This window comes from Pantoea rwandensis (assembly GCF_002095475.1).
Taxonomy (GTDB): Bacteria; Pseudomonadota; Gammaproteobacteria; order Enterobacterales; family Enterobacteriaceae; genus Pantoea; species Pantoea rwandensis.
Genome location: NZ_MLFR01000004.1, coordinates 175503 through 198153 on the forward strand (window position 1 = coordinate 175503; position 22651 = coordinate 198153).

Annotated in this window: 18 protein-coding genes; 11 read left to right on the forward strand and 7 right to left on the reverse strand. The window is 53.1% G+C overall.

Annotated elements, in window-relative coordinates:
- The first annotated feature begins 201 nt into the window (after positions 1-201).
- From ribF to folA, 10 genes are all read left to right on the forward strand, one after another.
- On the forward strand, positions 202-1140 hold the full coding sequence (gene ribF, locus HA51_RS07200; RefSeq protein WP_084933855.1) for a bifunctional riboflavin kinase/FAD synthetase: 939 nt from the start codon (positions 202-204) through the stop codon (positions 1138-1140).
- Positions 1141-1167: 27 nt separating this feature from the next.
- On the forward strand, positions 1168-3987 hold the full coding sequence (gene ileS / locus HA51_RS07205) for an isoleucine--tRNA ligase (protein ID WP_084933858.1): 2820 nt from the start codon (positions 1168-1170) through the stop codon (positions 3985-3987).
- Positions 3987-4490 (forward strand): signal peptidase II, encoded by a 504-nt coding sequence (gene lspA, locus HA51_RS07210; protein ID WP_084933862.1) that lies wholly within the window; start codon positions 3987-3989, stop codon positions 4488-4490. The genes ileS and lspA overlap by 1 nt, the downstream gene beginning before the upstream one ends.
- 3 nt (positions 4491-4493) lie before the next feature.
- Entirely contained in the window at positions 4494-4964 is a 471-nt protein-coding gene (fkpB, locus tag HA51_RS07215; RefSeq protein ID WP_084933864.1) for an FKBP-type peptidyl-prolyl cis-trans isomerase, read from the forward strand.
- Positions 4945-5898 (forward strand): 4-hydroxy-3-methylbut-2-enyl diphosphate reductase, encoded by a 954-nt coding sequence (gene ispH / locus HA51_RS07220; protein WP_084933867.1) that lies wholly within the window; start codon positions 4945-4947, stop codon positions 5896-5898. The genes fkpB and ispH overlap by 20 nt, the downstream gene beginning before the upstream one ends.
- A 219-nt stretch (positions 5899-6117) precedes the next feature.
- Positions 6118-6933, forward strand: a complete 816-nt coding sequence (gene dapB / locus HA51_RS07225) for a 4-hydroxy-tetrahydrodipicolinate reductase (protein ID WP_084933868.1) — start codon at positions 6118-6120, stop codon at positions 6931-6933.
- A 470-nt stretch (positions 6934-7403) separates the two neighbouring features.
- Positions 7404-8552, forward strand: a complete 1149-nt coding sequence (gene carA, locus HA51_RS07230) for a glutamine-hydrolyzing carbamoyl-phosphate synthase small subunit (protein ID WP_084933869.1) — start codon at positions 7404-7406, stop codon at positions 8550-8552.
- A gap of 13 nt (positions 8553-8565) precedes the next feature.
- Positions 8566-11790 carry a carbamoyl-phosphate synthase large subunit gene (gene carB / locus HA51_RS07235; RefSeq protein ID WP_084933870.1) on the forward strand — a complete coding sequence of 1075 codons (3225 nt, stop codon included), beginning with the start codon at positions 8566-8568 and terminating at the stop codon, positions 11788-11790.
- Between the two features lie 240 nt (positions 11791-12030).
- Positions 12031-13173: a porin gene (locus tag HA51_RS07240; protein WP_084933871.1), complete on the forward strand. Its 1143-nt coding sequence runs from the start codon at positions 12031-12033 to the stop codon at positions 13171-13173.
- Positions 13174-13459: 286 nt separating this feature from the next.
- Complete coding sequence (gene folA / locus HA51_RS07245; protein ID WP_084933872.1) at positions 13460-13939, forward strand: type 3 dihydrofolate reductase; 480 nt, start codon at positions 13460-13462, stop codon at positions 13937-13939.
- 154 nt (positions 13940-14093) lie between these two features.
- Here folA and apaH read toward each other — a convergent pair whose 3' ends face one another.
- From apaH to lptD, 6 genes are read right to left on the reverse strand one after another with little or no spacing between them, the layout of a single operon-like run.
- The gene (gene apaH, locus HA51_RS07250; RefSeq protein WP_084933873.1) at positions 14094-14963 is read right to left on the reverse strand and encodes a bis(5'-nucleosyl)-tetraphosphatase (symmetrical) ApaH; all 870 of its coding nucleotides are present in this window, start codon (positions 14961-14963) and stop codon (positions 14094-14096) included.
- 53 nt (positions 14964-15016) lie between these two features.
- Positions 15017-15394, reverse strand: coding sequence for a Co2+/Mg2+ efflux protein ApaG (apaG, locus tag HA51_RS07255; protein ID WP_084933874.1), 378 nt, complete (start codon positions 15392-15394; stop codon positions 15017-15019).
- Between the two features lie 4 nt (positions 15395-15398).
- A complete protein-coding gene (gene rsmA, locus HA51_RS07260; protein ID WP_084933875.1) occupies positions 15399-16223 on the reverse strand; it encodes a 16S rRNA (adenine(1518)-N(6)/adenine(1519)-N(6))-dimethyltransferase RsmA in 825 nt (274 codons plus the stop codon).
- The gene (gene pdxA, locus HA51_RS07265; protein ID WP_084933876.1) at positions 16216-17208 is read right to left on the reverse strand and encodes a 4-hydroxythreonine-4-phosphate dehydrogenase PdxA; all 993 of its coding nucleotides are present in this window, start codon (positions 17206-17208) and stop codon (positions 16216-16218) included. Before pdxA ends, rsmA begins: the two co-directional genes overlap by 8 nt.
- Complete coding sequence (gene surA / locus HA51_RS07270; RefSeq protein WP_084933877.1) at positions 17198-18493, reverse strand: peptidylprolyl isomerase SurA; 1296 nt, start codon at positions 18491-18493, stop codon at positions 17198-17200. Before surA ends, pdxA begins: the two co-directional genes overlap by 11 nt.
- 54 nt (positions 18494-18547) lie before the next feature.
- Positions 18548-20926, reverse strand: a complete 2379-nt coding sequence (gene lptD, locus HA51_RS07275) for an LPS assembly protein LptD (protein ID WP_084933878.1) — start codon at positions 20924-20926, stop codon at positions 18548-18550.
- Between the two features lie 181 nt (positions 20927-21107).
- Between lptD and djlA the strand changes: the two genes are divergently transcribed.
- On the forward strand, positions 21108-21920 hold the full coding sequence (djlA, locus tag HA51_RS07280; protein WP_084933879.1) for a co-chaperone DjlA: 813 nt from the start codon (positions 21108-21110) through the stop codon (positions 21918-21920).
- Between the two features lie 65 nt (positions 21921-21985).
- On the opposite strand, the gene rluA is transcribed toward djlA, so the two are convergent.
- Entirely contained in the window at positions 21986-22645 is a 660-nt protein-coding gene (gene rluA / locus HA51_RS07285) for a bifunctional tRNA pseudouridine(32) synthase/23S rRNA pseudouridine(746) synthase RluA (RefSeq protein WP_084933880.1), read from the reverse strand.
- Between the last annotated feature and the right edge of the window lie 6 nt (positions 22646-22651).

Consider the following 22651-nt stretch of genomic DNA (forward strand, 5'->3'; position numbering starts at 1 on the left):
ATTACGTAATTGATGGCGCAGGATTCTACCAGCAACACGTCGCTGAATACAGTATTTCGCACTAAAAATCTTCATTACCTGCCTGAGCAAGGGGTTGCGTGTGCTTTAAGCTGCACCATAAGCAGGAAAGGCACGCAGACGGGTTAACCTGAAGGCCATTCAAGGGTATAATCCGCCGATTTCCACCGGTTTGAGTCAGCCATGAAGTTTATCCGCGGTATTTATAATCTGAAAGAGCAGCATCGCGGCTGCGTCCTGACCATTGGCAATTTCGACGGCGTACATCGCGGCCACCAGGCCTTGATGGCGGAGTTAATTGCTGAAGGACGTCAACGCAACCTGCCGGTGGTGGTGATGCTCTTTGAGCCGCAACCACTTGAATTGTTTGCCGGTGACAAAGCACCGGCGCGCCTGACGCGTTTGCGCGAGAAGCTGAAGTATCTAGAGCAGGCGGGCGTTGATGCCGTGCTCTGTGTCCGCTTTGATCGCCGTTTTGCGGCGCACTCCGCACAAAGTTTTATCGCCGAACTGCTGGTCGATAAGCTCAACGTGAAGTTCCTCGCGGTAGGGGATGATTTCCGCTTTGGCGCTGGTCGCCAGGGGGATTTCCTGTTATTACAGAAAGCCGGTGTTGAGTATGGCTTCGACGTCATCAGCACTCAGACTTACTGCGATGGCGGTGCACGTATCAGCAGCACGGCGGTACGTCAGGCACTGGCACAGGATGATTTTGCGCAGGCGGAAGCGCTGCTGGGCCATCCATTCAGCATTTCAGGCCGCGTCGTGCACGGTGATGCACTGGGGCGGACCATTGGTTTTCCTACCGCCAACATTCCCTTACGCCGCACAGTAACGCCGGTGAAAGGGGTGTTTGCGGTTGAAGTTTTAGGCCTTGGCGACAAGTCCATCGCCGGCGTGGCTAACATTGGTACACGTCCGACGGTAAAAGGTCTGCGTCAGCAGCTTGAAGTTCACCTGCTTGACACACATATGAATCTTTATGGCCATCACATTGAAGTGGTGTTGAAACAGAAGATTCGCGACGAACAGCGTTTCGCTTCGCTGGACGCGCTGAAAGAACAAATTGCGAAAGATGTGGTGACGGCCCGCCAATTCTTTGGGCTTAACGCACCGGCTTAATGACCGAAATACGGAACCGAGAATCTGATGAGTGACTATAAATCTACCCTGAATTTGCCGGAAACGGGGTTCCCGATGCGTGGCGATCTGGCCAAACGCGAACCGGGAATGCTGCAACGTTGGACTGATGACAACCTGTACGGCATCATCCGCGAAGCCAAAAAAGGGAAAAAAACCTTTATTTTGCATGATGGCCCTCCTTATGCGAACGGCAGCATTCATATTGGTCACTCCGTTAACAAGATTCTGAAAGACATTATCGTTAAGTCGAAAGGCATGGCGGGCTATGACTCGCCGTATGTTCCTGGTTGGGACTGCCACGGTTTACCGATTGAGCATAAAGTTGAGCAGATGATCGGTAAGCCAGGCGAGAAAGTGAGCGCCGCAGAATTCCGCGCCGCCTGCCGCAACTATGCAGCCGAGCAGGTTGAAGGTCAGAAGAAAGACTTCATCCGTCTAGGCGTGCTGGGCGACTGGGATCGTCCGTACCTGACCATGGACTTCAAAACCGAAGCCAACATTATCCGTGCGCTGAGTAAAATCATCGGCAACGGCCATCTGCACAAAGGCGCGAAGCCAGTGCACTGGTGTATGGACTGCCGTTCAGCCCTGGCTGAAGCGGAAGTCGAGTACTACGACAAAACTTCCCCTTCCATCGACGTGATGTTTAACGCTGTCGATGTCGATACTGTGCGCGCCAAGTTTGGTGTTGCCCACTCTGAAGGCCCGATTTCACTGGTTATCTGGACCACCACCCCGTGGACCATGCCTGCCAACCGCGGCATCTCACTGCATCCAGAATTCGAATATCAGTTGCTGCAAATCGAAGGCCGCAGCCTGATCCTCGCTAAAGAGATGGTCGAGAGCGTGATGAAGCGCGCGGGCATCAGCGAGTGGACCGTGCTGGGCGAATGCAACGGTGCGGCACTTGAGCTGCAACTGTTCCAGCATCCGTTCCTTGAGCAGATCCAATCCAAAGTCGTGTTGGGTGAGCACGTAACGCTGGAAGCCGGTACCGGTGCCGTACATACCGCACCAGGTCATGGTCCGGATGACTATGTGATCGGTCAGAAATACGGTCTGGAAACCGCTAACCCTGTCGGTCCAGATGGCGCATACCTGCCAGGCACTTATCCAACGCTGGACGGCGTGAACGTGTTTAAAGCCAACGACATGATCGTTGAGCTGCTGAAAGAGAAGGGCGCCCTGCTGCACGTTGAAAAACTGCTGCACAGCTATCCGCACTGCTGGCGTCACAAGACCCCTATCATCTTCCGTGCTACCCCGCAGTGGTTTATCAGCATGGATCAGAAAGGTCTGCGTGCGCAGTCGCTGAAAGAGATCAAAGGCGTGCAGTGGATCCCGGACTGGGGTCAGGCGCGTATCGAAGCGATGGTAGCGAACCGTCCAGACTGGTGTATCTCGCGTCAGCGTACGTGGGGCGTGCCAATGGCGCTGTTCGTGCACAAAGAGACCGAGCAGCTGCATCCGGATACGCTGGAGCTGATGGAGAAAGTCGCGAAGTGTGTTGAGCAGGATGGCATTCAGGCATGGTGGGATCTCGATCCGCGCGATCTGATGGGCGATGACGCTGACAACTACGTCAAAGTGCCGGACACGCTGGATGTGTGGTTCGATTCAGGATCAACCAGCTATTCCGTGGTGGATGCGCGTCAGGAGTTTGGCGGCCATACACCGGATATGTATCTGGAAGGTTCAGATCAGCATCGCGGCTGGTTCATGTCTTCGCTGATGATCTCGACGGCGATGAAAGGCAAAGCGCCTTACCGTCAGGTACTGACGCACGGTTTCACCGTGGATGGTCAGGGCCGTAAGATGTCGAAATCCATCGGCAACACCGTGGCACCGCAAGACGTGATGGACAAACTGGGCGCGGATATCTTGCGTCTGTGGGTCGCGTCAACCGACTATTCCGGTGAAATGGCGGTGTCCGATGAAATTCTGAAACGTGCAGCGGACAGCTATCGTCGTATCCGTAACACAGCGCGTTTCCTGCTGGCTAACCTCGCAGGCTTCAACCCGGCGACGGATTGCGTGAAGCCTGAAGAGATGGTGGTAGTCGATCGCTGGGCGGTTGGCCGTGCGCTGGCTGCACAGCAAGACATCGTCCAGTCTTACGAGAACTATGATTTCCATGAAGTGGTACAGCGTCTGATGCACTTCTGCTCCATCGAAATGGGCTCGTTCTATCTCGATGTGATCAAAGATCGTCAGTACACAGCCAAAGGTGACAGCCTGGCGCGTCGCAGCTGCCAGACCGCGCTGTGGCACATCGTTGAGGCGCTGGTGCGCTGGATGGCGCCAATCATGTCCTTCACTGCCGACGAAATCTGGGGTTACCTGCCGGGTGAACGTGCTAAGTACGTGTTCACTGAGGAGTGGTATGAAGGCCTGTTTGGTTTGGCAGATAACGAAGCCCTGAACGATGCTTACTGGGATGAGTTGCTGAAAGTACGCGGCGAAGTCAACAAAGTGATCGAGCAGGCGCGTAGCGACAAACGTATCGGCGGCGCACTGGAAGCGAATGTGACGCTGTACGCCGATGCTGAACTGGCGGCTAAACTGCAGGCGCTGGGCGATGAACTGCGCTTTGTGCTGCTGACTTCAGGCGCGAGCGTGGCTGATTACGCCACTGCCAGCGATGAAGCACAGCAGAGCGAAGTACTGAAAGGTCTGAAAATTGCGCTGCATAAAGCAGAAGGCGAGAAATGTCCGCGCTGCTGGCATTACACTACCGACGTTGGCCAGAATCCGGAGCATGCTGCGGTTTGTGGTCGTTGTTACACCAACGTAGCCGGTAACGGTGAAGTGCGGAAATTTGCCTAATGAGTAAACTCTGCTCGACTGGATTACGTTGGTTGTGGCTGGTGCTGGTGGTGATCGTGATCGATTTCGCCAGCAAGCAGTGGATCATGAATAACATGATGCTGCACGAAACCCAGCCACTGATGCCGTTCCTGAACCTGTTCTACGCGCACAACTATGGCGCGGCGTTCAGCTTCTTAGCGGATAAAGGTGGTTGGCAGCGCTGGTTCTTTGCCGGCATTGCGATTGCTATCGTTGTGGCGCTGGTGGTGATGATGTATCGCAACCGCGCCAGTAACAAATTAACCAATATTGCTTATGCGCTGATTATCGGCGGGGCACTGGGTAACCTGTTTGATCGTGCTTATCACGGCTTCGTGGTCGATTTCATCGACTTCTATGTCGGAGACTGGCACTTCGCCACCTTTAACATCGCTGACTGCGGAATCTGCATCGGCGCGGCACTGGTGGTATTAGAAGGTTTTCTCACCCCGAAAGATAAACAGGTAAAAGAGAAAGGGTAACAGATGACCGACTCCGTACAGCGCGAGAGCGCGTTGCTGGTGCATTTCACGCTGAAGCTGGAAGATGGCTCAACAGCGGAATCCACACGCGCCAACGGCAAACCAGCGCTGTTCCGTCTGGGAGATGGCAGCCTGTCTGGTGCATTGGAACAGGAACTGTTAGGGCGTAAAGTCGGCGATAAGCACGCCTTTACCCTGGCACCGGAAGATGCCTTTGGTGGCACCAGTCCGGACCTGGTTCAGTACTTTTCGCGCCGTGACTTTAAAGACGCTGGCGAGCCTGAAGTCGGTTCCATCATGCTGTTCAGCGGCAGAGGTGGCAGCGAAATGCCGGGTGTGATCCGTGAAATTTCTGGTGACTCTATCACCGTTGATTTCAACCATCCATTGGCCGGTCAGCGCATTCAGTTTGAAATTGAAGTGCTGGAGATTGACCCGGTGCTGGAGGGAAGCGATGCAAATCCTGTTAGCTAACCCTCGTGGTTTTTGTGCCGGTGTTGATCGCGCCATCAGTATCGTGGAGCGCGCGCTGGAGATGTACGGCGCGCCAATCTACGTGCGCCATGAAGTCGTCCACAACCGCTACGTGGTGAGCAGCCTGCGCGATCGCGGAGCGATCTTTATCGAAGAGATCAGTGAAGTGCCGGACAATGCCATTCTGATCTTCTCGGCGCACGGTGTTTCACAGGCGGTGCGTGCGGAAGCCAAGGCGCGCAATCTTACTATGCTGTTCGATGCCACTTGTCCGCTTGTGACCAAGGTACATATGGAAGTGGCGCGCGCCAGCCGTAAAGGTGTGGAAGCCATTCTGATTGGTCATGCCGGACACCCTGAAGTGGAAGGCACCATGGGGCAGTACAACAACCCCAATGGCGGCATGTACCTGGTAGAGTCACCGGAAGATGTGTTCAAGCTGACCGTAAAAGATGAACGCAACCTGTGCTTTATGACACAGACAACGTTGTCGGTTGACGATACATCGGACGTGATCGATGCGCTGCGCCAACGCTTCCCGGCGATTATCGGCCCGCGCAAAGATGATATCTGTTACGCCACCACTAACCGCCAGGAAGCCGTGCGTGTTCTGGCGCGTGATGCCGAAGTGGTGTTGGTGGTAGGCTCTAAAAACTCTTCTAACTCTAACCGTTTGGCCGAACTGGCACAGCGTGCGGGTAAATTGGCGAAGCTGATTGATTCAGCAGATGACATTCAGGAAGAGTGGGTTAAAGACAAGCAGATTATCGGCGTGACGGCAGGTGCATCTGCGCCCGACATCCTGGTGCAGCAAGTGATTCAGCGTTTGCGTGAACTGGGTGGCGAAGCAGCGATTGAGCTGATTGGTCGCGAAGAGAACATCGTGTTTGAAGTACCCAAAGAACTGCGCGTCGAAGTACGCAACGTGCAGTAAGCGGATACCGCAACAGAATCAGGCCGACATTGTTCGGCCTTTTCTTTATCTGTCACCGCCGTAATCACCACTTCCAGCAGGTGGGATTGCATTTACTGATAATGTTTGGCGGCTGGCATAAAATTCTTATTATCCCTTTTTTATTGTGGCGTGACTGTTATCTGACCGTTAACCTGTTGACGCTTTGCATGCATAGATTTGTATCAGGAATGAATAATTATGAGTGATATCCGCATTGCTATCGTTGGTGCGCCGGGCCGCATGGGACGCAATTTAATTCAGGCCGCGCATCAGGCGGAAGGGGTAAAGTTAGGCGCAGCGCTGGCGCGCAGCGGCTCATCACTGCTGGGCAGTGATGCTGGTGAGTTGGCCGGTATCGGTAAAATCGGCGTGACGCTGACCGATGATTTGCTGCAGGTCGTTGATGATTTTGATGTGCTGATCGATTTCACCCGTCCTGAAGGTACGCTGGAATATCTGGCATTCTGCCGCAAGCATAAGAAGGCGATGGTGATCGGCACCACCGGCTTTGATGAGACGGGTAAAGAAGCGATTCGCGCAGCTGCCGAAGAGATAGGCATTGTGTTTGCCGCTAACTTTAGTGTCGGCGTGAACCTGGTGCTGAACCTGCTGCAGCAGGCTGCCAAAGTGATGGGTGACTACGCTGATATTGAAATCGTGGAAGCGCACCACCGTCATAAAGTTGATGCACCATCAGGAACGGCGTTAGCGATGGGTGAAGCCATTGCAGATGCGATGAACTGGAATTTAGATGAGCACGCCGTTTACGCTCGTGAAGGCTATACCGGTGAGCGTAAAGCACAGACTATCGGTTTTGCGACCGTACGTGCAGGCGATATTGTCGGGGAGCATACGGCAATGTTTGCTGATATTGGCGAGCGTGTAGAGATTACCCACAAAGCTTCCAGCCGCATGACCTTTGCTAATGGCGCGGTTAAGGCGGCAAGTTGGTTGAAGAGCAAGAAATCTGGCCTCTATGATATGCGAGATGTGCTGGATTTATCGATGTTGTGAGTGTTGTGAACCATCGTGATGTGGTTATTTCAATCGGTAAGATGATGATTGAATAGGGCAATGTGATCATTGCCCTTTATTTGTTTGTTAAAATGATGGTTTGGATTGCAATTTTTATTGTAATGGTTGTTTTTAAGTATTTAACTCTATAAAGAGACCGGTTAGATGCGATTTTTGACCATTTGGTCAAAAATTTATGCGTGGTAGCACGTGTTAGCGATTATTGCCGCATAGCAACCGTTTATTTTCCTCACTTATCTCACTCTTTTATCGCCTTTCTCGCTTTTTAACATTCAACAGCCTTAAAAATACAAAAAAATAGCCACTCAGGGTAGACAAGCTGAAGGTCGATCATTAGAATGCGCGCAATTTGCCAAAATTCGAGTATTCAGGCGGATTTTGCATTGATTCGGGCATGCATTTTGAATTAATATGCAAATATTGTGACTGTTTATTCCCTGGAGGATGTTTTGATTAAGTCAGCGCTCTTGGTTCTGGAAGACGGAACCCAATTCCACGGTCGGGCCATCGGGGCAACGGGGTCGGCAGTGGGGGAAGTCGTTTTCAACACGTCAATGACTGGTTATCAAGAAATCCTCACTGATCCTTCCTATTCCCGCCAAATCGTTACCCTCACTTATCCCCATATCGGCAATGTTGGCGTTAATGCCGCCGATGAAGAATCCAGCCAAATCCATGCTCAAGGCCTCGTTATTCGCGACCTGCCGCTGATCACCAGCAACTTCCGCAGTGAAGAAAGCCTGTCAGCTTACTTGCAGCGCAATAACATTGTAGGCATCGCCGATATCGATACGCGCAAACTGACCCGTTTGCTGCGCGAGAAGGGCGCACAGAGCGGCTGCATTATTGCGGGTGATAATCCTGATGCGGCGCTGGCGCTGCAAAAAGCGCAGGCGTTCCCGGGCTTAAAAGGGATGGATCTGGCAAAAGAAGTGACCACCGCAGAAACTTACGCGTGGCAGCAGGGTAGCTGGACACTGGAAGGGGATTTGCCAGAGCAGAAAACGGCTGCAGAGCTGCCGTTCCATGTTGTTGCCTATGACTTCGGTGCTAAGCGCAACATCCTGCGCATGCTGGTGGATCGCGGTTGCCGTTTGACGGTTGTCCCGGCCAAAACCACCGCAGAAGAGGTGCTGGCACTGAATCCAGACGGCATCTTCCTGTCGAACGGTCCTGGTGACCCGGAGCCGTGCGACTACGCCATCAATGCGATTCAGGCTTTCCTGAAAACCGACATTCCGGTGTTCGGTATCTGTCTTGGCCATCAGTTGTTGGCACTGGCAAGCGGCGCGAAAACCGTGAAGATGAAACTCGGCCACCATGGCGGCAACCACCCGGTAAAAGATCTCGACAACAATGTCGTCATGATTACCGCGCAGAACCACGGTTTTGCGGTTGATGACAGCCAGCTTCCAGCGAATCTGCGCGTCACGCATGTGTCGTTGTTCGACCAAACGGTGCAAGGTATTCACCGCACTGATAAACCGGCCTTCAGCTTCCAGGGACACCCTGAAGCGAGCCCAGGCCCGCACGATGCGGCGCCGCTGTTCGATCACTTTATCGAACTGATCGAAGCTTACCGTTCTAACGCGAAGTAATCAGGAGCCCACGATGCCAAAACGTACAGACATAAAATCCATCCTGATCCTTGGCGCTGGCCCGATCGTTATCGGCCAGGCATGTGAATTTGACTACTCCGGTGCACAGGCGTGTAAAGCGCTGCGTGAAGAGGGTTACCGCGTCATTCTGGTGAACTCCAACCCGGCAACCATTATGACCGACCCAGAAATGGCCGATGCGACCTATATCGAGCCGATTCACTGGGAAGTGGTACGCAAAATTATCGAAAAAGAGCGCCCGGATGCGGTGCTGCCAACCATGGGTGGCCAGACTGCGCTGAACTGTGCGCTGGAACTGGAGCGTCATGGTGTGCTGGCGGAGTTCGGTGTCACCATGATTGGTGCAACGGCTGATGCGATTGATAAAGCTGAAGACCGCCGCCGCTTTGATGTGGCGATGAAAAGCATCGGTCTGGGCACTGCCCGTTCGGGTATCGCGCATACCATGGAAGAAGCGCTGGCCGTGGCTGAAGATGTTGGCTTCCCGTGCATCATTCGTCCTTCCTTTACCATGGGCGGCACCGGTGGCGGTATCGCTTATAACCGTGAAGAGTTCGAAGAGATTTGCGAGCGTGGCTTGGATCTTTCTCCAACCAACGAGCTGCTGATTGATGAGTCGCTGATTGGCTGGAAAGAGTACGAGATGGAAGTGGTGCGTGATAAAAACGACAACTGCATCATCGTCTGCTCAATCGAAAACTTCGATGCGATGGGTATCCATACCGGTGACTCCATCACCGTCGCGCCAGCCCAGACGCTGACCGATAAAGAATATCAAATCATGCGTAACGCCTCGCTGGCGGTACTGCGTGAAATTGGCGTGGAAACCGGCGGTTCTAACGTCCAGTTCTCAGTCAATCCGAAAGATGGTCGTCTGATTGTTATCGAGATGAACCCACGCGTGTCGCGCTCTTCCGCGCTGGCTTCCAAAGCGACCGGTTTCCCGATTGCAAAAGTCGCGGCGAAACTGGCGGTGGGATACACCCTTGATGAGCTGATGAACGATATCACCGGCGGTCGTACGCCGGCGTCGTTTGAGCCGTCAATCGACTACGTTGTGACCAAGATTCCTCGTTTCAACTTCGAGAAATTTGCTGGTGCGAATGACCGCCTGACCACGCAGATGAAATCTGTGGGTGAAGTGATGGCAATTGGCCGCACCTTCCAAGAGTCGATGCAGAAAGCGCTGCGCGGTCTGGAAGTGGGTGCTAACGGCTTCGACCCGAAAGTCGATTTGGATGATGCCGAAGCGCTGACCCGTATCCGCCGTGAGCTGAAAGATGCCGGTTCTGACCGTATCTGGTACATCGCGGATGCATTCCGTGCCGGTATGTCGGTGGATGGTGTGTTCAACCTGACGAACATCGACCGCTGGTTCTTGGTACAAATCGAAGAGCTGGTGCGTCTGGAAGAGCAGGTTGCGCGCGAAGGCGTCAACTCTCTGAACGCCGATTTCCTGCGTGCACTGAAGCGCAAAGGCTTTGCTGACGTGCGTCTGGCAGCACTGGCTGGCGTGGCGGAAAGCGAAATCCGCAAGCTGCGCCAGCAGTTCAACCTGCACCCGGTTTACAAGCGCGTGGATACTTGTGCGGCGGAGTTCTCTACCGATACCGCGTACATGTACTCCACCTATGAAGAAGAGTGCGAAGCCAATCCAAACCAGGATCGTGACAAAATCATGATTTTGGGCGGCGGTCCAAATCGTATCGGTCAGGGCATCGAGTTCGATTACTGCTGCGTACACGCGGCACTGGCACTGCGCGAAGACGGTTACGAAACCATTATGGTGAACTGTAACCCTGAAACCGTATCGACTGACTACGACACCTCCGACCGTTTGTACTTCGAGCCGGTCACATTGGAAGACGTGCTGGAAATCGTACGTATCGAGAAGCCTAAAGGCGTCATCGTGCAGTACGGCGGCCAGACCCCACTGAAGCTGGCGCGTGCGCTGGAAGCGGCGGGCGTGCCGGTTATCGGTACCAGCCCGGATGCGATTGACCGTGCAGAAGACCGTGAGCGTTTCCAGCAGGCTGTTGATCGTCTGAACCTGAAGCAACCGGCTAATGCCACCGTTGCGACGCTGGAGCAAGCCGTCGAGAAAGCCGCAGGCATCGGTTATCCGCTGGTGGTGCGTCCTTCTTATGTTCTGGGCGGCCGCGCGATGGAAATCGTTTATGACGAAATCGACCTGAAGCGTTACTTCCAAAATGCGGTTTCTGTATCCAACGATGCACCAGTGTTGCTGGATCGCTTCCTGGACGACGCTGTCGAAGTGGATGTTGATGCGATTTGCGACGGTGAGCGCGTGCTGATTGGCGGCATCATGGAGCACATCGAACAAGCTGGCGTGCACTCAGGTGACTCAGCGTGTTCATTGCCGGCTTATACGCTGAGCACCGAAATCCAGAACGTGATGCGTCAGCAGGTCGAGAAACTGGCCTTCGAGCTGAACGTGCGCGGTTTGATGAACGTGCAGTTCGCGGTGAAGGACAACGAGGTTTATCTGATTGAGGTGAACCCACGTGCGGCGCGTACCGTGCCATTCGTGTCTAAAGCGACCGGCGTACCTTTAGCGAAAGTGGCAGCACGTGTGATGGCAGGTAAAACCCTGGCGGAGCAGGGCGTCACGAAAGAAATCATTCCACCGTATTACTCGGTGAAAGAAGTGGTTCTGCCGTTCAACAAGTTCCAGGGCGTTGACCCTATCCTTGGCCCAGAAATGCGTTCTACTGGTGAAGTGATGGGTGTCGGCCGTACCTTCGCTGAAGCGTTTGCCAAAGCGATGCTGGGTGCGCAGAGCAATATGAAGAAAACCGGTCGCGCTCTGCTGTCAGTGCGTGAAGGTGACAAGAAGCGCATTGTTGACCTGGCCGCTAAGTTGCAGAAGTTTGGCTTTGAGCTGGACGCGACGCACGGTACGGCTGTGGTGCTGGGTGAAGCAGGTATCAACCCTCGCTTGGTCAACAAGGTGCATGAAGGTCGCCCGCACATTCAGGATCGCCTGAAGAACGGTGAATACACTTACATCGTCAATACCACTGCGGGTCGTCAGGCGATTGAGGACTCAAAACTGATTCGCCGCAGTGCGCTGCAATATAAAGTGCACTACGACACCACGCTGAACGGTGGTTTTGCTACCGCGATGTCGTTGAATGCAGACCCGACTGAAAAAGTGATCTCGGTGCAGGAAATGCATGCATTAATTAAAGGCTAATCAGTCCTTTAGTCAAAATAAAACGGTTCCTTCGGGAGCCGTTTTTTTTGTTCATTTACCGTGGGTTTAATAACGTTATGTGTTAAAAATCTATTGATTTGACATAATATTTATCAGTTGATGCGGAAATTGTTACATCCAGGATTATTCGCACAAATTTATAAATAAGATCCCAGTAAACGCACCGTACTATCTCGGACGCTCATTAATAGAGCGCTCACCTTAACTGGGATATAAAAAATGAAAATGCGTGCTTTCACCCTCAGCGCAGTGGCTGCGTTATTAGTCGCTGCGCCTCTCGCCAGCCAGGCGGAAATTACTCTGCTCAAGCAGGATCCGCAGGCGGGCGATCCACTCAGCCGTCTTGATTTCAAAGTGGGCGGTAGTATTCGTCCGCAGTTCCAACACCAGGCCGGTGTAAACGATAAGTCTTACAAGCGTAATGGTTACGATGGCGGTTCACGTTTCCGTTTCTCTGCTGACTACTACCTGTTTGATGATATTAGCTGGGTCAGCTACTACGAGCTGGGTGTGAACTTCCCGGCTTGGTGGGGTTGGGACAATCACCATGCAGATGGTCAGAACAACACCACGCGTCGCCAGCTGTACACCGGTCTGAAAAGCAAAACCTGGGGTCAGTTGACCTTTGGTCAGCAAAACAGCGTTTACTATGATGTGGTTGGCGCGAAGACCGATATCTGGGACTACGATATGTTGGCTCAGGCACCGGGCAACGGCATCAACGGCGATTACGACGGATCATACCGTTCACGCAAGATGCTGAAGTACAAAAACACCTTCGGCGACGTTGATGTTTATGCTTCATACCTGTTTGAAGACAACAACTACCTGCCAGGTAATGGCCTGCGTTACAAGCGTAAAGGCGGCGGCTCACTGGGTGTGAACTATCACATTACTAAAGACCTGGCTTGGGGTACGGCGTGGAACTACACCCGTGCTGATATCCATAACCCGAGCACGGGCGAAAGCAAAGATTACGACCAGAACATCTATGGCACCGCGCTGAGCTGGACGCCAGATAACTGGACGCTGTCTGCGGGTGCGGGCTGGTACCAGAACTTCTCACCAACCAAACGTAACACCGTGAATAACTACTTCGCGGATGATGCGTGGGGCGTGGAATACTTCGCGGGTTACAAATTCGCTATCGACCAGTATGCGGTTAAATCTATCCAGCCTTACTTCATGGGCGACCGTCTGGAGTTCGTCAATGGACGTAACTACAAACGTATCGACAATGGCGTAGGTATCAGCACCAAGCTGGATTACGGCTTCCAGGTGGATTACGAATACGTGATCACCTCTAGCACCGACAAATCACTGGGTAACATGAACCTGGTGCGTCTGCGCTACGATTTCTAATCGTGTTTGCAACGGCTCCTGCGGGAGCCGTTTTTCTTTGTCGCATAGAGTGCGCTTTTCTTTACACTCTGCCACGCCATACCACCATTTCACCCTGAATTGTGCCGTTGCGTTGGACTATTCTGGCGCCTCTTCCCGGTTTAACCGTGAAAGTCGGTGTAAAACTCTGTCCAATAACAAAAATGCGGTCGCATAGGAGCTTTACGCAAATAGCGGGGTCGGCCTATCGACGAAACTTTCGCCTTTACGTATGATGGCGCCAATTTTTTCCTGTAGGTCTTTTAACATGATTAGTCTGATCGCAGCACTGGCAGCCGATCGCATTATTGGTATGGAAAATGCCATGCCATGGAACCTGCCAGCAGATTTGGCGTGGTTCAAACGTCATACGCTGAATAAGCCGGTAATTATGGGTCGTTTGACCTTTGAATCTATCGGTCGTCCACTGCCTGGACGTCTGAATATTGTCGTAAGCAGCAAGCCTGGCACCCATGATGGTGTTACCTGGGTGACCTCACTGGACGAAGCAGTGAAAGCTGCGGGTGACGTAGAAGAGGTGATGGTTATCGGCGGTGGTCGCATTTACGAACAGATGCTGGCCCGTGCGGATCGTCTTTACCTGACCCATATTGATGCTGAAGTTGAAGGCGACACCCAGTTCCCGGATTACGAGCCGGATGAGTGGCAATCGACCTTCAGTGAGTTCCACGATGCCGATGCACAGAACTCACACAGCTACTGCTTCGAGATTCTCGATCGCCGCTGATGTTTGCCTGGTGCGCATGAATGCGCACCCTACGAAAACCGCATCGAACAATGTAGGGTCGCCATTAATGGCGACCGAAATGCGCTTAAGTGACAAGCATGACGCTATTAATGGCGAACGAAAAAAGCCCCGCTTACGCAGCGGGGCTTTTTATTTATGACATATCGCTCAGTGGCGGATGCGCACTGACGGCGCTTTCAGCCATTGCCTGAATACGATTGGATGCCTGCACGTAATATTGCATGGTTTCCCAATGCAACAGGGTGAGGGTGCCGCCCCAGCAGCAGCCGGTATCCAGCCCAATCACGTGGTCGGGGGTGCCTTTGCCTTCGAGCGAGGCCCAGTGTCCAAATACCTGCGTGTACTCACTCCCCATCTTGCCCGGCACAAGGAACCAAGGTTTCAACGGCGGTGGGGCCGAATTAGGCGCTTCTTTGCAGATCATGTCTAGCTGCCCGTTAGGGAAACAGAAACGCATGCGTGTAAATGCGTTCGTGCTAAAGCGCAGGCGAGCGAGGCCACTTAGCTCTGGTGTCCAGTTGTTCGGCATGTCGCCGTACATGGCATCAAGAAACAGGGGATAGGTGTCGCTGGAGAGAACCGCTTCTACCTCACGAGCGCACAGCTTGGCTGTCTCAAGATCCCACTGTGGGGTGATACCTGCATGTGCCATTAGCAATTTCTTGCTCTCATCCACCTGCAACAGCGGTTGGCGACGCAACCAGTTAATCAGCTCATCCGCATCGTGCGCTTCCAACAAAGGTGTCAGACGATCTTTGGGTTTATTGCGGCTGATGCCGGCATAGACCGCCAGCAGATGCAGATCGTGATTGCCGAGCACCAGGCGCACGCAATCCCCCAGCGATTTCACGTAGCGCAGCACATCGAGTGAGCCCGGGCCGCGCGCGACTAAGTCACCGGTTAACCAAAGCTCGTCTTGCTGCGGATCGAAATCAACCTGCGCCAATAGCGCACGTAGCTCGTCATAACAGCCGTGAATATCGCCAATCAGGTATGTACTCATTAGGTCAGTCCGATCAAAACGCGCCGCCCGGACAGGCCGGGCGGAGGGGGGGATTAATGTATGTGGGTTTGCACCGCGAGTCGGAACACCGGGATTTCAACGTGAAACTCTTCACCGGCATCGTCGACCATCACATAGTGTCCTTGCATGGTGCCCATCGGGGTTTCCAGTATCGCACCGCTGGTGTACTGATATTCGCCGCCTGCAGCAATGTGCGGTTGTTCGCCAACCACACCTTCACCCTGAACTTCAGTCTCACGACCGTTGCCATTAGTGATAAGCCAGTAGCGGCTGAGCAGCTGAACGTTATTGCGTCCCAGATTACGAATGGTGATGGTGTAGGCAAACACGTAGCGATCCTCGTCGGGCAAGGATTGTGATTCCACATATTGACTCAATACATGAATACAGACGCGGGCCAGTTCACTCATACACTCAATTCTCCGGGTTTTCAGCCTGATGATTGCCCAGCCAGTTTGCCAGTTGGCAGTACTGTGCCACGGTGACATTTTCTGCACGCAGCGAGGCGTCAATGTTTAATTCGTCCAAAGCACCTGCCGTAAACATATGTGCAAGGCTGTTGCGCAGGGTTTTACGACGTTTACCAAAGGCTTCTGTGGTAATACGGCTCAGCAGACGAATATCGCTAACGGGGTACGGCGGCTCTGGGTAAGGCATCAAACGCACCACGGCTGAATCAACTTTAGGTGCCGGCGTAAAGGATTCTGGTGGAACCTCCAGCACCGGAATCACCTGGCAGTAGTACTGCGCCATGACGGTCAGGCGACCATAAGCTTTGCTACCTGGGCCGGCGACCAAACGATTAACCACTTCTTTCTGCAGCATGAAGTGCATATCTTTAATCGAACCAGTATAGCTGAAAAGGTGGAACATCAGCGGCGTGGAGATATTGTAAGGCAGGTTGCCAAACACACGCAGCGGCTGACCTTTCTCTTTTGCCAGTGCCGAGAAATCGAAGGTCATGGCATCTTGCTGGTAAATGGTCAGCTTAGGTCCGAGGAACGGATGGGTCTGCAAACGCGCGGCCAGATCGCGATCCAGCTCAACAACGGTCAGTTCATCGAGGCGCTCGCCCACCGGTTCAGTTAAGGCACCAAGGCCGGGACCAATCTCCACAATCGCTTCTCCCTTCTGCGGGTGAATAGCGGAGACAATGCTGTCGATAATGTACTGATCGTTCAGGAAGTTCTGCCCGAAACGTTTACGGGCAAAATGCCCCTGATGGACGCGATTATTCATTACTGCTCTTGATCATAGTGATGGCGAGATTAAGCGCCGTGATAAAGCTGCCCGGTTCTGCCTTCCCTTGGCCGGCTAATTCCAGCGCGGTACCATGGTCGACAGAAGTTCGGATAAAGGGAAGGCCAAGGGTGATATTCACCGCGCGACCAAACCCCTGATATTTTAGCACCGGTAAGCCTTGGTCGTGATACATCGCCAAAACGGCATCGGCATGTTGCAGATATTTCGGCTGGAACAGCGTATCCGCTGGTAAGGGGCCGGTAAGCTGGATACCTTGCTGACGTAATTCATCAAGCGCCGGAATAATGGTATCAATCTCTTCACGGCCCATATGGCCGCTTTCACCTGCGTGCGGGTTCAAGCCGCAGACGAAAATGTGTGGCTGCGGTATACCAAATTTTTGCTGTAAATCCTGATGCAGAATAGTGATCACTTCATGCAGGCTGTCACGGGTGATGGCATCAGATACATCCTTGAGTGGCAGGTGCGTAGTGGCCAATGCCACCCGCAACTCTTCCGTTGCCAGCATCATCACCACGCGATCGCCACCTGCGCGATCGGCAAAGAATTCGGTATGGCCGGTAAACGGAATGCCAGCGTCGTTGATCACGCCTTTATGCACTGGGCCGGTAATCAGCGCAGCGAACTCGCCATTCAGGCAGCCGTCACAGGCACGTGCCAGCGTTTCCAGTACATAGTGACCATTTGCCACCGTCAGCTCGCCGGGAGTCACGGGCTGCGCAGTATCGACCTGCAGTAGCGTCAGAGTCCCTGCTTGCTGCGGTTGTGCGGCAACACCAGGTTGGTAATCACGCAGCGTGAGAGGCAATCCGAGTTGATTGGCGCGCTGAAGCAAGAGATGGCCATCGACACAAACCACCAGCTCAACTGGCCAGTCAAGCTGGGCCAGTTGAACGGCAAGGTCTGGACCAATCCCGGCGGGTTCGCCGGGTGTAATCACAACACGATAATTACTGGCCATTGCCGTCCAGAATCTTCACGTAAGCACTGGCGCGCTGCTCCTGCATCCACGTCTGCGCTTCTTCAGCAAATTTACGGTTGAACAACAGACGGTATGCGCGCTCTTTCTGCGCAGCGTCAGTTTTGTCTACCTGACGGGTGTCCAACAGCTGAATTAAATGCCAGCCGAAGGAAGAGTGGACCGGTTCGCTGACCTGGCCTTTCTGCAATTTCAGCAGCGCATCGCGGAATGCCGGATCGTAGATGTCAGGCGTTGCCCAGCCGAGATCGCCACCTTGGTTGGCAGATCCGGGATCGTCAGAGAACTGTTTTGCCGCCGCAGCAAAGGTGGTTTTGCCACTCTTGATGTCAGCTGCAATCTGCTCGATCTTCGCTTGTGCCTGCGCATCAGTGAGGATCGGAGAAGGCTTCAGCAAAATGTGACGCGCATGCACTTCCGTCACAGAGATATTTTTGCTCTCACCGCGCAGATCGTTCACTTTCAGGATATGGAAACCGACACCTGAACGAATTGGGCCGACGATGTCGCCTTTCTTCGAGGTGCTCAGTGCTTGCGAGAACAGGGTTGGCAACTCTTCAATTTTTGCCCAGCCCATGTTGCCGCCTTTCAGCGCTTGCGGATCGGCAGAATAGGTTACCGCCAGTTTACCGAAGTCAGCACCGCCTTTCAGTTGTCCTACCAGTTGGCGCGCCAGCGCTTCCTGATCGTCAACCTGCTGTTGCGAAGGGTTTTCTGGCAATGGCAGCAGGATCTGGCTGACGTTCAACTCAGTGCCTTGGGTATTTTGAGAACCCACTTGGGCAGCCAGAGTATCGACTTCCTGCGGCAAGATGGTGACGCGACGGCGCACTTCGTTGTTACGCACTTCAGAAATCAGCATTTCCTGGCGAATCTGCGCACGGTAAGCGTTGTAGTTCATACCGTCATAGGCCAGCCGACTGCGCAGCTGATCCATACTCATCTTATTTTGTGCGGCGATATTCTGGATCGCCTCATCCAACTGCTGATCGCTGACCTGCAGGCCGGCTTTTTCGCCCATCTGAAGAATGATGGCATCCATGACCTGACGCTCAAGAATTTGATGACGCAAGGTTTTGTCATCAGGTAACTGCTGATGAGCCTGCTGCGCCTGTGATTTCACGGTACGCATCATGTTATCAACGTCACTTTCCAGCACCACACCGTTGTTCACAACGGCGGCAACTTTATCCACTTCTTGGGGGGCTGCGAACGCAGTGTTAGCGGTAATCGCTACACCAAGAATCAGCATTCTCCAGTTCTTCATACTTTATCCATTGTTGTTTCCGCACTGCGGGATAGCCTGTCAAACATCACAACATCAGAAAGCGCGCTGGTAAGGGATAATGCCCTGACGCAGCATTTCATTGGTGCCTAAGCCATAGTTAGAACTCAGACCACGTAGCTCAATGTTGAATGAGATTTGGTTGTCGTACTTACTGTCGTTGTTTTCCCAACCGTTGATCTTGCGCTCGTAACCCAGACGAATAGCGTAGCAGCACGAGCTGTACTGCAGGCCGACTAATTGTTCAGCCGGGCGGCTGTTGCGGGTATCGTAGTAATATCCGCCCACCAGTGACCAGGCATCTGCAATCGGCCAGCTTGCGGTGGCACCGACTTGTGAAATCCCGTTTTTATAGATCGGGTTAGTCAGCAAGCTCGAGTTACCCAGCGCTTGTGCAACATACTCAGGACTGCTGTAGCGGTAGCTCAGCTGTACCATACGATCGGCATCCTGGCGATATTCCAGAATAGCGTTGCCTTGAGCGACGTTATCGAGACGGGTGTCATACTGCAGTCCGCCGCGCGCGCCCCAGCGATCGCTGATTTTCCAGTAGGTGTCACCTGCCCAAATCAAGCTGCCGGTGTCATCTTCTTCACTCGTTTGGTTTACGCCGGTACGAGACGGGGTAAACGAGTAGATTTGACCCACAGAAACGTTAAAACGTTCAACCAGATCGTTATCATAAATTCGCGTAGTCAAACCGGTAGAGACTTCGTTGGCTGAAGCGATACGGTCAAGACCACTGTAGGTACGATCGCGGAACAAGCCGGTGTAGTCGGTTTGCAGCAGCGTCGAGTCGTACGGGTAAATATTGCTCTGGTTACGATACGGGACGTAGAGGTATTGAACGCGAGGTTCCAGCGTCTGCGTGTAACCCTCTTCCCAGTTCATATTACGTTCGAAGACCAGGCGGCCATCCACTTTGAACTGGGGAAGCGTACGGTTCACTGAGTCGTCTAACCGGTTCCCTGTGCTGTCGATGCCAGAGATTTGGTTATTGTTATAACGATCAATGTTGTCTTGCTGGTAATGGGTAGCAAGGAATTTGGCTTCCGTATCCAGGCTCGCCCAGCCATTCGAGAGCGGCAGATTAAGCGTTGGCTCAATATGCAGTCGCGTGGCTTCCGGCATTTTACTGTTTACGTTAGTGAATTTCACGGCTTGGGCAAAGATGCGACCATCGAATGGCCCCATATCGTTCTGATAGAAATTCAGATCGAGCTGTGGCATCGCACGATAAACGTTGGTCGAATCTGTGGTGCCAAATACCTGGAAGTCTTTGGTCGAGAGCGTCGCGTCCCAGTTGGTATCAGCATAACCAAAGCTGAATTTCTGCGTCGCGTAGCCATCTGTTGAGCTGTAGTACTTCGAATCAAGGTCGTTGAAGTAATACGGATCGCTGACCTTGGTATAGTTGGCATTAAAGCGCCAGTGCTGCTCATACACCCCGGCATGCTGCCAGTAGAACAACCAGCGATTGGAGCTGGCATCCTGAGAGATGCTGCGCACTGCTTTATCGTTATTGTACTGACTATCTGAAGGCAGATAATCCAGCTCCATCAAACCGGCACCGAACACGGTCAGATAGCGGAATTCGTTCTGCAACTGCAGACCACGTTTACTCATGTAATGCGGCGTAATCGTGGCATCGGCCTGCGGCGCGATGTTCCAGTAGTACGGCAGCATAAACTCGAAGCCGTTATTGCTGCCGTACTTCGCGTTAGGAATCAGGAAACCTGAGCGGCGGCGATCGCCAATCGGTAACTGTAAATAGGGGCTGTAGAACACCGGCACATTGCCGAGTTTAAAGCGGGCGTTCCAGATTTCAGCAACTTCTTCCTGGCGATCCTGGATCACCTCGGAACCGACCACGCTCCAGCTATTCGAACCTGGCAGACAGGAGGTGAAGCTGCCGTTTTCCAGAATGGTGTAACGGTTATCGCCACGCAGCTTCATCTGATCGGCGACACCACGGCCTTGGCGCCCCACCATCTGATAATCACCGTTCCACACGTTCGTGTCTTTGGTGTTCAGATTTGACCACGCTTTCGGACCTTTCAGGATGACCTGATTATCGTCATAGTGCACATTACCCAGCGCATCAACGGTACGAACCGGGGTGGTTTGTCCATCCTGTTGGCGTTGATGCAGTTGCATCTCATCGGCGCGCAAGCGGCTGTTACCCTGCTCTACGTCTACATTGCCGGTGAAAACCGCGTCATTCGGGTAGTTACCTTTGGCCGAGTCGGAGTTGATGGTGACAGGCAGCGAATTGGTATCGCCACTGACCAAAGGACGGTTGTAGCTCGGCACGCCCAGCATACACTGCGACATAAGATCGTCGGCGAATGACGGCTGACTGTAGAGCGCTGCACCAATCATGGTAGCCAGCAGGGTAGGTATCTGTTTTTTCATACGCGGTTCGGGATTTCCATGAGAACGGGCATCATGCCGACAATCGGCTCAGAGACTAACTTACTGCCCGGCGTTGTGCCAGTGTTAATCCATGTCTGATCGCGTTGCTGTTAGGCACTGAAGTAAATGAAAGGTATGATAATGCAATTTTCAGCCGCAAGCATGGCGAATTGAGGAGTTTATGCGCTACTGGGGAAAAGTTATTGGTCTGGCTCTTGGCTTACTTTCTGGGGCAGGCTTTTGGGGCATTGTGCTGGGTCTGCTCATTGGCCATATGTTTGATAAAGTGCGCAGCGTAAAAGGACAGGGGTATTTCGCCAATAATCAGGCGCGACAGACGCAGTTTTTTAGTACCACTTTTCAGGTGATGGGCCATTTGACCAAGTCAAAAGGGCATGTCACTGAAGCGGATATCCAGATTGCATCCTTATTTATGGATCGTATGCAACTGCATGGCGATGCCCGTGTAGCAGCGCAGCGAGCATTTCGTGAAGGCAAGCAGAGCGACTATCCGTTGCGTAATAAGCTACGTGAACTGCGCAGTGCCTGCTTTGGACGCTTTGATCTGATTAGGATGTTTCTGGAAATTCAAATCCAGGCGGCGTTTGCTGATGGTTCGTTGCATCCAAATGAACGCCAAGTGCTGTATGTCATTGCAGAAGAGTTGGGCATTTCGCGTGCACAGTTCGATCAGTTCTTGCGCATGATGGAAGGCGGTCAGCAGTTTGGCGGCGGCGGTTCATCTTATGGCGGTGCTTACCAACAGGCAAAACGTGGGCCAACGTTAGAAGATGCGTGTAGCGTACTGGGCGTGAAAAGCAGCGATGACAGTACCACGATTAAACGTGCCTACCGCAAGCTAATGAGCGAGCATCATCCCGATAAACTGGTGGCGAAAGGATTACCGCCGGAAATGATGGAGATGGCGAAGCAGAAAGCGCAGGAGATTCAGGCGGCTTACGATTTGATTCGTAAGGAGAAAGGTTTTAAATAGCCTGGATATTGAGATGAAATTTGAAAGGGCCGTCATTGCTGGCGGCCCTTTTCATTGCCTGCAAATTAGAAATCCGCAGGCTGTTTGAACGTCATGCTATTACCAAACGCGGGATGCGTGATCGTCAGCGATTCCGCATGCAGTTGCAAACGAGGCGCCATCGCCAACGCTTCTTCGTGTGCATAGAAGCGGTCACCTAAGATCGGATGACCCAGCGCCAGTAAATGCACACGCAGCTGATGCGAGCGTCCGGTAATCGGCTTGAGCAGCACGCGCGCACTGTGGCTCGCTTCATACTCCAGTACCTGATACTCCGTTTGTGCGGATTTACCGTTTTCAAAACACACCATCTGTTTGGGGCGGTTGGGCCAATCGCAAATCAGCGGCAGATCGATTAATCCCTCTTCTGCCGTTGGATGACCCCACACACGCGCTACATAGTACTTGGAGGGCTCACGCTCGCGGAATTGCCGCTTTAGCTCGCGCTCCGCGGCTTTATTCAGCGCCACCACCATCACGCCACTGGTCGCCATATCCAATCGATGTACCGATTCTGCCTGCGGAAAATCACGCTGGACGCGTGTCATCACGCTGTCCTTGTGTTCTTCCTGACGTCCCGGCACCGATAACAAGCCACTAGGCTTGTTGACCACCATAATATGCTCGTCCTGATACAGAATGTGTAACCAGGGTTCAAGCGGCGGATTGTACGCTTCCATCAACATGTCGTA

Coding starts and splice junctions, on each gene's coding strand:
- apaH (WP_084933873.1), bottom strand. CDS start 14,963: ATGAGTACATACCTGATTGGCGATATTCACGGCTGTTATGACGAGCTA.
- dapB (WP_084933868.1), top strand. CDS start 6,118: ATGAGTGATATCCGCATTGCTATCGTTGGTGCGCCGGGCCGCATGGGA.
- lptD (WP_084933878.1), bottom strand. CDS start 20,926: ATGAAAAAACAGATACCTACCCTGCTGGCTACCATGATTGGTGCAGCG.
- HA51_RS07240 (WP_084933871.1), top strand. CDS start 12,031: ATGAAAATGCGTGCTTTCACCCTCAGCGCAGTGGCTGCGTTATTAGTC.
- ileS (WP_084933858.1), top strand. CDS start 1,168: ATGAGTGACTATAAATCTACCCTGAATTTGCCGGAAACGGGGTTCCCG.
- ispH (WP_084933867.1), top strand. CDS start 4,945: ATGCAAATCCTGTTAGCTAACCCTCGTGGTTTTTGTGCCGGTGTTGAT.
- fkpB (WP_084933864.1), top strand. CDS start 4,494: ATGACCGACTCCGTACAGCGCGAGAGCGCGTTGCTGGTGCATTTCACG.
- surA (WP_084933877.1), bottom strand. CDS start 18,493: ATGAAGAACTGGAGAATGCTGATTCTTGGTGTAGCGATTACCGCTAAC.
- rluA (WP_084933880.1), bottom strand. CDS start 22,645: ATGTTGATGGAAGCGTACAATCCGCCGCTTGAACCCTGGTTACACATT.
- rsmA (WP_084933875.1), bottom strand. CDS start 16,223: ATGAATAATCGCGTCCATCAGGGGCATTTTGCCCGTAAACGTTTCGGG.
- lspA (WP_084933862.1), top strand. CDS start 3,987: ATGAGTAAACTCTGCTCGACTGGATTACGTTGGTTGTGGCTGGTGCTG.
- pdxA (WP_084933876.1), bottom strand. CDS start 17,208: ATGGCCAGTAATTATCGTGTTGTGATTACACCCGGCGAACCCGCCGGG.
- folA (WP_084933872.1), top strand. CDS start 13,460: ATGATTAGTCTGATCGCAGCACTGGCAGCCGATCGCATTATTGGTATG.
- djlA (WP_084933879.1), top strand. CDS start 21,108: ATGCGCTACTGGGGAAAAGTTATTGGTCTGGCTCTTGGCTTACTTTCT.
- apaG (WP_084933874.1), bottom strand. CDS start 15,394: ATGAGTGAACTGGCCCGCGTCTGTATTCATGTATTGAGTCAATATGTG.
- ribF (WP_084933855.1), top strand. CDS start 202: ATGAAGTTTATCCGCGGTATTTATAATCTGAAAGAGCAGCATCGCGGC.
- carB (WP_084933870.1), top strand. CDS start 8,566: ATGCCAAAACGTACAGACATAAAATCCATCCTGATCCTTGGCGCTGGC.